The 12655-nt window shown below is 67.2% G+C and carries 12 protein-coding genes and 1 pseudogene; 4 read left to right on the forward strand and 9 right to left on the reverse strand.

Annotated features, from left to right (window positions below):
• Positions 1-14: 14 nt before the first annotated feature.
• Genes coxB through ACFVTR_RS10215 form a run of 3 tightly spaced genes read left to right on the forward strand, consistent with a single transcriptional unit; the run spans position 15 to position 3081 of the window.
• Positions 15-917 (forward strand): cytochrome c oxidase subunit II, encoded by a 903-nt coding sequence (gene coxB, locus ACFVTR_RS10205; RefSeq protein WP_376945096.1) that lies wholly within the window; start codon positions 15-17, stop codon positions 915-917.
• Positions 914-2650: a cytochrome c oxidase subunit I gene (gene ctaD / locus ACFVTR_RS10210; RefSeq protein WP_387036991.1), complete on the forward strand. Its 1737-nt coding sequence runs from the start codon at positions 914-916 to the stop codon at positions 2648-2650. Before coxB ends, ctaD begins: the two co-directional genes overlap by 4 nt.
• Entirely contained in the window at positions 2650-3081 is a 432-nt protein-coding gene (locus ACFVTR_RS10215) for a cytochrome c oxidase subunit 4 (protein WP_376945100.1), read from the forward strand. The genes ctaD and ACFVTR_RS10215 overlap by 1 nt, the downstream gene beginning before the upstream one ends.
• 70 nt (positions 3082-3151) lie before the next feature.
• Here ACFVTR_RS10215 and ACFVTR_RS10220 read toward each other — a convergent pair whose 3' ends face one another.
• From ACFVTR_RS10220 to ACFVTR_RS10250, 7 genes and pseudogenes are all read right to left on the reverse strand, one after another.
• The gene (locus ACFVTR_RS10220) at positions 3152-3835 is read right to left on the reverse strand and encodes a methyltransferase domain-containing protein (RefSeq protein ID WP_387036993.1); all 684 of its coding nucleotides are present in this window, start codon (positions 3833-3835) and stop codon (positions 3152-3154) included.
• A gap of 55 nt (positions 3836-3890) precedes the next feature.
• Positions 3891-4607 (reverse strand): methyltransferase domain-containing protein, encoded by a 717-nt coding sequence (locus tag ACFVTR_RS10225; RefSeq protein ID WP_387037743.1) that lies wholly within the window; start codon positions 4605-4607, stop codon positions 3891-3893.
• A gap of 84 nt (positions 4608-4691) precedes the next feature.
• Positions 4692-4778 (reverse strand): annotated as a pseudogene (locus ACFVTR_RS10230) (hypothetical protein); the annotation flags it as partial.
• A 32-nt stretch (positions 4779-4810) separates the two neighbouring features.
• Positions 4811-6418 carry a cytochrome bc complex cytochrome b subunit gene (locus ACFVTR_RS10235; protein ID WP_376945106.1) on the reverse strand — a complete coding sequence of 536 codons (1608 nt, stop codon included), beginning with the start codon at positions 6416-6418 and terminating at the stop codon, positions 4811-4813.
• Entirely contained in the window at positions 6415-7491 is a 1077-nt protein-coding gene (locus ACFVTR_RS10240) for a Rieske 2Fe-2S domain-containing protein (RefSeq protein ID WP_387036995.1), read from the reverse strand. Before ACFVTR_RS10240 ends, ACFVTR_RS10235 begins: the two co-directional genes overlap by 4 nt.
• A gap of 37 nt (positions 7492-7528) precedes the next feature.
• Entirely contained in the window at positions 7529-8323 is a 795-nt protein-coding gene (locus tag ACFVTR_RS10245) for a c-type cytochrome (RefSeq protein WP_387036997.1), read from the reverse strand.
• Between the two features lie 49 nt (positions 8324-8372).
• Positions 8373-9008 (reverse strand): heme-copper oxidase subunit III, encoded by a 636-nt coding sequence (locus ACFVTR_RS10250; protein ID WP_022887748.1) that lies wholly within the window; start codon positions 9006-9008, stop codon positions 8373-8375.
• A gap of 138 nt (positions 9009-9146) precedes the next feature.
• Between ACFVTR_RS10250 and trpD the strand changes: the two genes are divergently transcribed.
• The gene (trpD, locus tag ACFVTR_RS10255; RefSeq protein ID WP_387036999.1) at positions 9147-10199 is read left to right on the forward strand and encodes an anthranilate phosphoribosyltransferase; all 1053 of its coding nucleotides are present in this window, start codon (positions 9147-9149) and stop codon (positions 10197-10199) included.
• A gap of 66 nt (positions 10200-10265) precedes the next feature.
• On the opposite strand, the gene glpK is transcribed toward trpD, so the two are convergent.
• Together glpK and ACFVTR_RS10265 are read right to left on the reverse strand one after the other, a co-directional pair.
• Positions 10266-11780, reverse strand: coding sequence for a glycerol kinase GlpK (gene glpK, locus ACFVTR_RS10260; protein WP_387037001.1), 1515 nt, complete (start codon positions 11778-11780; stop codon positions 10266-10268).
• Between the two features lie 102 nt (positions 11781-11882).
• Entirely contained in the window at positions 11883-12641 is a 759-nt protein-coding gene (locus ACFVTR_RS10265; RefSeq protein WP_387037003.1) for an MIP/aquaporin family protein, read from the reverse strand.
• Positions 12642-12655: the final 14 nt, after the last annotated feature.

A 12655-nucleotide genomic window follows, 5' to 3' on the forward strand; every position in this document is an offset into this window, starting at 1 on the left:
CCGAAAGGTCACCGGTGCGCCACAATCGCCGTCTCCGATGGGCTGCAATCCCGATCGCAGCGTCACTCAGCCTCGTACTCGCCGGGTGCACGCAGGCTCAGTTGAACGGATTCCTCCCCGGCTTCGTCGAAGGCGAGGCACCGGTCACGAACCACACCGAGCGAATCTCGGGCCTGTGGGTCACCTCGTGGATCGTGCTGCTCATCGTCGGCATCATCACCTGGGGTCTGACGATCTGGGCGGTCATCGCATACCGCCGCCGCAAGGGCCAGACCGGCCTCCCGGTGCAGCTGCGCTACAACATGCCGATCGAGGTGTTCTACACCATCGTCCCGCTCATCCTCGTGCTCGGGTTCTTCGCGTTCACCGCGCGCGACCAGCAGGCGATCGAGCAGCGCTTCGCCGAGGACGAGATCGACGTCAAGGTCGAGGTCATCGCCAAGCAGTGGGCGTGGGACTTCAACTATGTGAACGAAGACGTCTACTCGCCCGGCATCCAGGGCCAGCTCGACGACGAGGGCCCCAAGGGCTCGCTCGTCCAGTCCGAGCTGCCGACCCTGTACCTGCCCGTCGGCAAGAACGTCGAGATCGAACTCGAATCCCGCGACGTCATCCACTCGTTCTGGGTCGTCGACTTCCTGTACAAGAAGGACATGTTCCCGGGCAAGACGAACTACATGTCGTTCGTCCCCGAGCGCGAGGGCACCTACGCCGGCAAGTGCGCCGAGCTCTGCGGCGAGTACCACTCGCTCATGCTCTTCAACGTCGAGGTCGTCTCCGAGGCCGAGTACGAGGACTACATCGAGTCGCTCCGCGACGCCGGCCAGGAAGGCCAGCTGTCGAGCGAGTTCGATCGCAATCAGAACCTGCCCGGCACGGGCGCGCCTGAACTGAATGAGGAGCACGAAGCCGAATGAGCACCACGACCGCACCGGCTCGACCTCAGTCGAGCAGCCTGCCGTTCGGCGCCTCGAAGGTCGAACGCAAGGGCAACATCCTCGTGAAGTGGATCACGTCCACCGACCACAAGGTCATCGGGTACATGTACCTGATCACGGCCTTCATCTACTTCTGCATCGGCGGCGTGATGGCGCTGATCATCCGCGCCCAGCTGTTCGAGCCCGGCCTCGAGCTCATCCAGACGCGTGAGCAGTACAACCAGCTGTTCACCATGCACGGCACGATCATGCTGCTGATGTTCGCCACCCCGCTGTTCGCGGGCTTCGCGAACGTGCTGATGCCGCTGCAGATCGGTGCGCCCGACGTGGCGTTCCCGCGTCTGAACGCCTTCGCGTACTGGCTCTTCAACTTCGGTTCGCTCATGGCGGTCGCCGGCTTCTTCACCCCGCAGGGTGCCGCGTCGTTCGGATGGTTCGCCTATCAGCCGCTCGCGTCGACCACCTTCTCGCCGGGAGTCGGCGGCAACCTCTGGATGATCGGTCTCGGCCTCTCGGGCTTCGGCACCATCCTCGGTGCGGTGAACTTCATCACGACGATCATCACGATGCGCGCCCCCGGCATGACCATGTTCCGCATGCCGATCTTCACGTGGAACACGCTCGTCACCTCGATCCTCGTGCTGATGGCGTTCCCCGTCCTCGCCGCCGCAATGCTCGCGGCCGCCGCCGACCGCGTGTTCGGTGCCCACATCTACGACCCCGCCAACGGCGGCGTCATCCTGTGGCAGCACCTGTTCTGGTTCTTCGGCCACCCCGAGGTGTACATCATCGCGCTGCCGTTCTTCGGCATCGTCTCCGAGATCTTCCCGGTCTTCAGCCGCAAGCCGATCTTCGGCTACAAGACCCTGATCTACGCGACGATCGCGATCGCGGCCCTCTCGGTCACCGTGTGGGCCCACCACATGTACGTCACCGGTTCGGTGCTGCTGCCGTTCTTCGCCCTCATGACGATGCTCATCGCGGTTCCGACCGGTGTGAAGATCTTCAACTGGGTCGGCACGATGTGGCGCGGCTCGATCACCTTCGAGACGCCGCTGATCTGGTCGCTCGGCTTCCTCATCACGTTCGTCTTCGGTGGTCTGACCGGCGTCATCCTGGCTTCGCCGCCGCTCGACTTCCACGTCTCCGACACCTACTTCGTCGTCGCCCACTTCCACTACGTCGTCTTCGGCACCGTCGTGTTCGCGATGTTCGCCGGCTTCTACTTCTGGTGGCCGAAGTGGACCGGCAAGATGCTCAACGAGACGCTCGGCAAGTGGCACTTCTGGCTGCTCTTCATCGGCTTCCACACGACCTTCCTCGTCCAGCACTGGCTGGGTGTCGTGGCGATGCCCCGCCGGTACTACTCGTACCTGCCCGAAGACAACATCACCTGGATGAACCAGCTGTCGACGATCGGCGCGGGCATCCTCGCGATCTCCCTCATCCCGTTCTTCCTGAACGTCTACATCACGGCGCGTCGTGCCCCCAAAGTCACGGTCAACGACCCGTGGGGCTACGGCGGTTCGCTCGAGTGGGCCACCAGCTGCCCGCCGCCGCGACACAACTTCACGTCGATCCCGCGCATCCGCTCCGAGCGTCCCGCGTTCGACCTGAATCACCCCGAGGCCGGTATCCCCGTCGGCATCGGTCCCGCGAAGGATGCCCCTCAGGCACCGACGTACGACGCCGCCACGGAGGAGATCAAGTAATGCGCGCCAACGTCATCCTGTTCTGGATCCTGACGGTCTTCTTCGTGATCATGGCCGGGGTCTACACGGCCTGGAGCTGGGCCGACAACGCCTCGCACGGGCTCAACCACCCCGAGTGGGCGGGCACCGTCGCGATCAGCCTGAGCGCGATCCTGTCTGGGTTCATCGCGTTCTACCTCAGCCGCGTGCACAAGGCCCAGGGCGCTGAGCTGCCCGAGGACCGCCTCGACGCCAACATCGACGACGGCGACGCCGAGCTCGGCTTCTTCAGCCCGTGGAGCTGGTGGCCGATCATGCTCGCCGGCGCTGCCGCGCTCCTGTTCCTCGGTCTCGCGGTCGGGTTCTGGATCTCGTTCATCGCGGTCGGCATCGGCCTTATCAGCCTCGTCGGCTGGGTCTACGAGTACTACCGCGGCAACTTCGCTCGCTGATCTCCGAGCATTCGAAGCCCCCGGCACCTCAGAGGTGCCGGGGGCTTCGTCGTCTGTTCCCGAGTTCGGCTCAACGTCGCGCCCCCACGATGCACCACGAGAGATCGCGGTGTCGGTAGTCCGGCTGCAGCCCATGCGCGGCGAGCACCGCAACCATGGCCTCGGGAGAGTGGATGAATCCGCGGTAGCTCCGCCCGACGAGTCGCATCATCAGATTGACTGCGAACGCACCGGTCCGGCTGATCAGATTCCTCGGTGGGTGGCTGAAGACGAGCGCCCTGGTCGCGCGATCCGCCGCGGCGGAGAGCAGGCGGTCGGCATCGGGATAGCAGCAGACCACGCGATGCAGGACGACGATGTCGGCGGCGCCGACCGCGTCGGGGCGCTCGGCCAGGTCGACGCCGACTGTCCTCGTCATCCGATCGGCAACGCCCGCTTCGGATGCGAGTCGGCTCGCGGTGGTCTCGTAGGCCGCGGACAGCTCGAGGTTGACCGTGCTCGAGGCGCCGCGCTCGAGCAACGCCAGCTGCAGCTCACCGACCCCGCCGCCGATCTCCAGGATCCGCGCGCCGTCGACGCCGACCTCGTCGACGAGGTAGTCGACGATACGGCGCTCCGGAGCCGTGAGACCCCGCTTGGTGTACTGGCGTGCGATGCGCTCGGCGAACCGCTCGTCGAAGACGGTGTCGTAGCGTTCGTTCCCGGCGCCGGTGCGGCCATTCGACCCGTCGCCGGCGCTGCAGCAGTCATCCACGCCGCCAGTATGGAGTCTGGGCACCGGTCCGCGCACGTCACGCGTGCCAGACGTCTCAGCCGCGGGTTGCGAGAGTGAAGCGAAGCAGCTCGACCGAGACCGTGACGGGTACCGCAGTCTCGGCGCTCGCGCTGCCGTCCGCGGCATCCTGCGCAAGCGTCTCGGCATGGTGCGCCGAGGGACCCATGTCCGCGAGCAGCAGCCGCGTCGCGGTATCTGCCTCGAGCCGATACTCGATCGCCGTGGTCGAGTCCGTCGTGAAGCCGAGCGCCCCGAACTGTTCGATCAGCCGTGACGACTTGCCCCCGGGGATGTCGAGCATGAGGCCCTCGCGACGCAGCTTCTGCAGATGCCGTTCGGTCGGCACCACGGTGAGGAGGGTGCCTCCTGGGCGAAGGACTCGTGCGAACTCGTCGAGGTTGCGCGGGGCGAACACGTTGAGGATGACGTCGACGCAGCCGGTTCGGAGCGGGAGGGGCCGCCAGATGTCGAGCACGACGCCGGTGGCTGCGGGGAGCGCCCGCAGGCTCGCGCGGACCGCGTCGGGGGAGCGGTCCGCGAGGAGGAACCCGAGCTCGGGCAGCGCACGCGCGAGCTCGGCCGAGTAATGGCCCGTGCCGCACCCGAGATCGGCGACGCGCAGCGCGGAACCGGGTTCACCGGCCGCCCGGGTCTGCGGGGCGTCCGACACCGACCGCACGGCCTCGATGAGCGCGTCCGAGATCGGCGTGTAGGCGCCGCTGCCGAGCAGATCGGCGCGGGCGCGCAGCATCCCGGGATCGTCGCCGACGGTGCGCGGTGCCTTCGGAGGGAGCAGCGTCAGGAACCCGTGCTTCGACCGGTCGAATCGATGCCCCGTCGCGCACCCGAAGGTGCGGTCGTCGACGGGCGAGAGGTCGAGGAAACAGTTCGGGCACCGAAGCCAAGTCGAGTCGATCGACATGGTTCGGTGCCCGGAACTGTCAGACGCGTGCGTCAGTGGTGGCCGTCGTGGCCGGCTTCGAGCTCGCCCTTCGAGACCGGAGCGATGCGGTCTTCGAAGAACCAGCGCGAGAACGAGGCGCGGATACGCTGACCGACCGTGATCTTGCCACGAGCATTCGGGCGGATCATGAGCGGCTCGTAGCTCTCGAAGCTCACCAAGCGCCAGCGCTCGTACTCGTCGAGCGGCTGGTGCACCTCGATGAACTCACCACCGGGGAGCTTGACGATGCGACCCGACTCGTAGCCGTGCAGCACGATCTCGCGGTCCTTCTTCTGCAGCGCGATGCAGACGCGCTTCGTAATGAAGTACGCGACGAACGGGCCGAGGATGACGGTCGCCTGGAGCGCGTGGATCACGCCCTCCATGGTGAGCGAGAAGTGCGTCGCGAGGATGTCGGAGCTCGCCGCCGCCCAGAGGCCGGCGTAGAACGTGACACCGGCGGCGCCGATCGCCGTGCGGGTCGGTGCGTTGCGGGGACGGTCGGCGATGTGGTGCTCGCGCTTGTCGCCCTTCACCCACGCCTCGATGAACGGGTAGATGAGCACGGTGACGATGAAGCCGCCGAGCACGACGAGCGGGACGATGATGTTGAACGACCAGGTGCGGTCGAGCCACACGAACTCCCAGCCCGGCGGGATGAGACGCAGGGCGCCGTCGGCGAAGCCGATGTACCAGTCGGGCTGGGTACCGGCCGAGACGGGGGACGGGTCGTAGGGACCGTAGTTCCAGATCGGGTTGATCGTGAACATCGAGGCGATGAGCGCCAGCACACCGAAGACGATGAAGAAGAACCCGCCGGCCTTGGCCGCGTAGATCGGGAGGATGGGCGGGCCCACCGCGTTCTGCTGGGTCTTGCCGGGGCCCGCGTACTGGGTGTGCTTGTGCACGACCACGAACACGAGGTGGAGCGCGACGAGCGCGACCACGAGCGCCGGGAGCAGCAGGATGTGCAGGGTGTAGAGACGACCCACGATCTGGGTGCCGGGGAACTCGCCGCCGAAGAGGAGGAACGAGGTCCAGGTGCCGATCAGCGGGATGCCCTTGACCATGCCGTCGATGATGCGGAGGCCGTTGCCCGAGAGCAGGTCGTCGGGGAGCGAGTAGCCGGTGAAGCCCTCGGCCATCGCGAGGATGAAGAGGATGAAGCCGATCACCCAGTTCAGCTCGCGCGGCTTGCGGAACGCACCCGTGAAGAAGATGCGCAGCATGTGCAGGCCGATGGCGGCCACGAAGAGCAGCGCGCCCCAGTGGTGCATCTGGCGAACGAAGAGGCCACCGCGGATGTCGAACGAGATGTCGAGCGTCGACGCCATCGCGACCGACATCTCGACGCCCTTGAGCGGCACGTACGAGCCGTCGTAGTGGACCTCGGCCATCGACGCCTGGAAGAAGAACGTCAGGAAGGTACCCGAGATGAGCACCACGACGAAGGCGAAGAGCGCGACCTCACCGAGGAGGAACGACCAGTGGTCGGGGAACGCCTTGCGACCGAGCTCCTTGACGAAGCCGGCGACACTCGTCCGTTCGTTGACGTAGACGGAGGCAGCCGCGGTGAACGACCGCTTCTGCGGCGCTGTGGCGGACGGTGCGGTGCTCAATGGCGCTCCCAGAAGCTCGGGCCGACGGGTTCGGTGAAGTCGCTCTGCGCGATGAGGTAGCCCTCGTCGTCGACGGCGATCGGCAGCTGCGGCAGGGGCCGCTTGGCCGGGCCGAAGATGACCTCGCAGTGGTTCGCCACATCGAACTGCGACTGGTGGCAGGGGCAGAGCAGGTGGTGCGTGTGCTGCTCGTACAGGGCGACCGGGCAGCCGACGTGGGTGCAGATCTTGGAGTAGGCGACGATGCCCTCGTACGACCAGCTCTCACGCTCGGGCAGCTCGTTGAGCTCATCGGGGTTCAGGCGCATGAGCAGCACTGCCGCCTTCGCCTTCTCCTCGAGCCTGCCGTGCTCGAGCTCGGTGAGGCCCTCGGGGATCACGTGGAAGGCGCTGCCGATGGTGACGTCGGAGGCCTTGATCGGCGTACCGGAGGGGTCGAGCGCGAGACGCGTGCCCTTCTTCCACATGGTGTGGCTGAGGAGCTCGACGGGGATCTGGTCCTGCGGGGCGAACCCGCGGAACAGCACGACCGCGGGGAGCGGGAAGACCAGCAGCGCGCCGATGAGGCTGTTGCGGATCGCCGCGCGACGGGTGAAGCCCGACTCGCGGTCGGCGTCGGAGAAGACCTTCGCGGCCGCGGCCTGCGTCTCGGGGGAGCCGCCGATCGGGTGACGCTCGTCGGCGAGCTCGACGTCGGTCATGATCGCCTTCGCCCAGTGCACCGCGCCGAAGCCGATGCCGAACAGGGCGAGCGTCGCGCCGAGGCCGATGAACATGTTGTTCAGTCGCACGTCGCCGACGTTGTTCGACTCCATCGGGAACAGCATGTAGGCGGCGATCGCCCAGACGCTGCCGAGGATCGAGAGGTAGAAGAGCGTGTAGACGGTGCGCTGCGCACGCTTCTCGCGCTTCGGGTCTTCGTCGGTGACGCGGGGTCGGTGCGGCGGGAATCCGGGGTTCTCGAACGCGTCAGCGGCGATGACCGCGGTACCCGGCGAGACGGCTGAATCGTGCGCGGCGTGCGACGAGTCGGCAGCGGCGATCTCCGCGCTGCTGTGGTCGTCCTGTGCCATGGTTCTCCTTCGTAGCTTCTTCAGTGCCGGGCGTGCGCTAGTTGGACTTCGCCGTGATCCACACGGTGATCGCGACGATCGCGCCGAGACCGAAGATCCAGATGAACAGGCCCTCCGCGACCGGGCCGAGCGAGCCGAGCTCGAATCCGCCGGGGGAACGGTTGTCCTGGACGTACTTGAGGTACGTGATGACGTCGCGCTTGTCTTCGGGCGAGATGTTCAGGTCGTTGAACACCGGCATGTTCTGCGGGCCCGTGACCATGGCCTCGTAGATGTGGACGCCCGAGACGTCGGTGAGCGGGGGAGCGAACTTGCCCTCGGTCAGTGCGCCGCCGGCGCCGGCGACGTTGTGGCACATCGCGCAGTTGATGCGGAAGAGCTCGGCGCCGTTGGCGGCATCGCCGCCGCCGTTGACGAGGTGGTCGCTCGGGATCTCGGGGCCGGGGCCCAGCGAGGCGACGTAGTACGCGAGCTGCTTGACCTGCTCGTCGGTGAACTGCACGGGCTTCTGCTGGGCCTGCGGGCCCTGCATCTGCATCGGCATGCGGCCGGTGCCGACCTGGAAGTCGACGGACGCGGCGCCGACGCCGATCAGGCTCGGTCCGTTGTCGGTTCCCTGGGCCTCGAGGCCGTGGCACGTCGCGCAGTTCGCCTGGAAGAGCTTCTTGCCCTCCTCGATGGTCTGCTGCGAGTTCGGGTCGACTTCTGCCTGGGCGACGGTGCCGGTGCTGAGCGCTGCGTAGGCGCCGCCGGTGAAGACGAGACCGAGCGCAAGGAGCGCGACGGTGGCGAGCGGGTGCCGGCGTCCGGCGCGTCGCTTCGAGCGAGTCATGTGGTTCTTCCTGTTCACGGGCATGAGGGCTGACGCTTGTCGGGGCGGCTTACTTCAGTACGTAGATGACGAGGAAGAGGCCGATCCAGACGACGTCGACGAAGTGCCAGTAGTACGAGACGACGATCGCGCTCGTGGCTTCGCGGTGGCCGAAGTTCTTGACGGCGAACACGCGGCCGATGATGAGCAGGAACGCGATCAGGCCGCCGGTGACGTGGAGGCCGTGGAAGCCGGTCGTCAGGTAGAAGGCGGAGCCGTAGGCGTTGGAGTCGATCGCGATGCCCTCGGAGACGAGGGTGGCGTACTCCCAGACCTGGCCGGCGACGAAGATCGAGCCCATGGCGAAGGTGAGGAAGAACCACTCGACCATGCCCCACTTCGCCACGTTGTACCACGCGCCGGTCGCGTACGGCTGCATGCGCTCCGCCGCGAAGACGCCGAACTGGCACGTGAACGACGAGAGCACGAGGATGATCGTGTTCGTCAGCGAGAACGGGAAGTTGAGTCGATCGGCCTCGAACGCCCAGAGTTCGGGCGACGTCGATCGCAGCGTGAAGTAGATCGCGAAGAGGCCGGCGAAGAACATGACCTCGCTGCCCAGCCAGACGATCGTTCCCACCGCGACGGTGTTCGGTCGATTGATCACGGGCGCGCTCGCCTGATAAGTGATTGAGGTGCTCGTCACCCCCCCATTATGGCCGAAATCAGGCCTGAGTTTTCGTCATCCGGGCGGACCGTGTCGCTCGAGAGGGGTAAGGGAACCCTAAGTCGGGCTGTGGGAAGCCCGTGAATACGCCCCGAATCAGGCGGATAGGATCGGGACATGCCCGCTCACCAGAATTGGCCCGACATCCTGAACTCCCTTCTACAGGGGGTAGATCTGAGTGTTTCGGATGCCGCGTGGTGCATGGAGCAGGTGATGACGGGCACTGCGACCGAGGCGCAACTCGCCGCTTTCCTCGTCGCACTCCGCATCAAGGGTGAGACCGTCGACGAGATCGTGGGCTTCCGCGACGCCGTGCTCGAACACGCCGTCCCGCTCGACGCGGACCCGATGGCGCTCGACATTGTGGGCACGGGCGGCGACCGCTTCGGCACGGTCAACGTCTCGACCATGGCGTCCATCTTGGCCGCCGCGGCGGGCGTCCCCGTGATCAAGCACGGCAACCGCGCCGCGAGCTCGGCCTCCGGTTCCTCCGACGTGCTCGCCGCGCTCGGTCTCGACCTCGCCCTGCCGGCCGAGCGCGTGACCCAGGTCCTCGACGAGGCGGGCATCACCTTCGCCTACGCCGCCGCGTTCCACCCCGGATTCCGCCACGCCGGCGCCGTCCGGGCGCAGCTCGGCGTGCCGACCGTCTTCAACTTCCTCGGTCCGCTCTGCAACCCGGCGCGCCCCGAGGCGTCGGCCGTCGGCGTCGCGCACCTCGACCGGGTACCGCTCATCGTGGGCGTGTTCCAGACGCGAGGCGCGACCGCGCTGGTCTTCCGCGGTGACGACGGGCTCGACGAGCTCACGACCACCGGGCACAGCCACATGTGGGAGGTGTCGGGCGGCACGGTGAAGGAGCACGACCTCGACCCGCGCGACCTCGGCATCCCGCGTGCGAGCATCGACCAGCTCACCGGCGGCGACGCCGCCCACAACGCCGCGATCGTGCACGAGGTGCTCGGCGGCGCGCGTGGACCCGTCCGCGACATCGTGGTCCTGAACGCCGCGGCCGGCCTCGTCGCCTTCGAACTCGCGAAGGACCCGTCGCAGTTCCAGCGCCCGATCCTCGACCGCTTCCGCGACAAGATGGCGATCGCCGAGGAGACCATCGACCGGGGCGCCGCCGCCGCGAAGCTCGACGAGTGGATCGCGGCGACCAAGCGCTGACCCGACCCGAACAGCGGCGCGGGCCCCGTGGCATCCACGGGGCCCGCGCCCTGTCTTCGGGGTGTGCTACTTCACGTCCTCGTCGACCCAGTCGAAGGTCTTCGAGACGGCCTTCTTCCAGAGGCGCAGCTGCCGGTCGCGCTCGGCGGCATCCATCGCGGGCTCCCAGCGGGAGTCCTCCTGCCAGTTCGCGCGCAGCTCGTCGAGGCTCGACCAGAAGCCGACCGCGAGGCCCGCGGCGTACGCCGCGCCGAGCGCGGTCGTCTCGGCGACGACCGGCCTGACGACCGGCACCCCGAGGATGTCGGCCTGGAACTGCATGAGCGTGTTGTTGGCGATCATGCCGCCGTCGACCTTGAGCTCCGTGAGCTCGACGCCCGAGTCGGCGTTCACCGCATCGAGCACCTCCTTCGTCTGGAACGCCGTCGCCTCGAGGGCGGCGCGGGCGATGTGGCCTTTGTTCACGAAGCGCGTGAGGCCGACGAGCGCGCCGCGCGCATCGGGGCGCCAGTACGGTGCGAACAGGCCCGAGAACGCCGGCACGAAGTACGCGCCGCCGTTGTCCTCGACGGACTTCGCCAGATCCTCGACCTCGGGGGCGCTCGCGAAGAGACCCAGGTTGTCGCGCAGCCACTGGATCAGCGAACCGGTGACGGCGATCGAGCCCTCGAGCGCGTAGTGCGGAGCCTGGTCGCCGAGCTTGTAGCCGAGCGTGGTGAGCAGGCCGTTCTTCGAGTGGACGATCTCTTCGCCCGTGTTGAAGATGAGGAAGTTGCCCGTGCCGTAGGTGTTCTTCGACTCGCCCGGGTCGAAGGCGGCCTGGCCGAAGGTCGCCGCCTGCTGGTCGCCGAGAATGCCGGCGACGGGAACCTCGCGGAGCAGGCTGGAGGGCTCGACGGTGCCGTAGATCTCTGACGAGCTCTTGATCTCGGGGAGCATCGAGCGCGGCACGCCGAACGCGGCGAGGATCTCGTCGTCCCATTGCAGGGTCTCGAGGTCCATGAACATCGTGCGGCTCGCGTTCGTGACATCCGTCGCGTGCACACCGCCCTCGTGGCCGCCCGTGAGGTTCCAGAGCACCCAGGTGTCGGTCGTGCCGAACAGCAGGTCGCCGGCCTCGGCGCGCTCGCGCGCACCGGGCACGTTCTCGAGGATCCAGGCGATCTTCGTACCCGAGAAGTACGTCGCGAGCGGGAGGCCCACCTGCTCCTTGAAGCGCTCGACGCCGCCGTCCGCGGCGAGGCGGTCGACGATGGGCTGCGTCCGCGTGTCCTGCCAGACGATCGCGTTGTAGACGGGGTCGCCGGTGTGCTTGTCCCACACGACGGCCGTCTCGCGCTGGTTGGTGATGCCGACCGCGGCGATGTCGTGCCGCGTCAGGTCGGCCTTGCCGAGGGCCTGGCCGATCACCTCACGGGTGTTGCGCCAGATCTCGGCGGGGTCGTGCTCGACCCAGCCGGCCTTGGGGAAGATCTGCTCGTGCTCCAGCTGCCCGGTGGAGACGATCGATCCGGCCTTGTCGAAGATGATCGCGCGGGAACTGGTCGTGCCCTGGTCGATAGCCAGGATGTAGTCGGCCATGACTTCCTCTCATTCATGCGCACGGGGCCCGTCGCCGCGCACGCTCGGTTCGATGGCTGGGCGGTTCGGCGGCGGAGCCGGGAACGGCTCCGCCGCCGCGGGTCACCCGAGCACGGGGAGCAGCGCGAGCGCCGCCCACCCGGCGATGAGACCGCCGATGATGGGGCCGACGACCGGCACCCAGGAGTAGGACCAGTCGGACGACCCCTTGCCCTTGATGGGCAGGATGGCGTGAGCGATACGAGGACCGAGGTCACGGGCCGGGTTGATCGCGTAGCCGGTCGGGCCACCGAGCGACGCACCGATCGCGATCACGAGGAACGCGACGGGAATCGCCCCGAGCTCGGCCGGCGTGCCGCCGTAGCTGAATCCGAGGATGACGAACACCAGCACGAAGGTGCCGATGATCTCGGTGACGAGGTTCCACCCGTAGGAGCGGATCGCGGGACCGGTGGAGAACACGGCGAGCTTCGCCGCCGGTTCCGGCTCCTCGTCGAAGTGCTGCTTGTATGCGATCCAGCAGAAGATCGCACCGAGCAGTGCGCCGACCATCTGCGCGCCGATGTACGTGCCGATGGATGCCCCGTCGATCGGGATCCCCGGAACGAACTCGGTCTCGCCCTTGCCGAGGAAGTTCACGGTGAGTCCGAGCGTGACCGCCGGGTTGAGGTGGGCCCCGGACGCGTACGACACGATGACGCCGGAGAAGACCGCGAGGCCCCAGCCGATGTTCACCATGAGGAACCCGCCGTTGTGGCCCTTCGTCCTGATGAGCGCGACATTGGCGACCACGCCGCAACCGAGGAGGACCAGCATCGCTGTGCCGACCATCTCCGAGAGGAAGATGATTCCGAGATTCATTCCAACCCCCTTCG

Origin of the sequence: Agromyces sp. NPDC058126 (genome assembly GCF_042884595.1) — a bacterium.
GTDB lineage: Bacteria > Actinomycetota > Actinomycetes > Actinomycetales > Microbacteriaceae > Agromyces.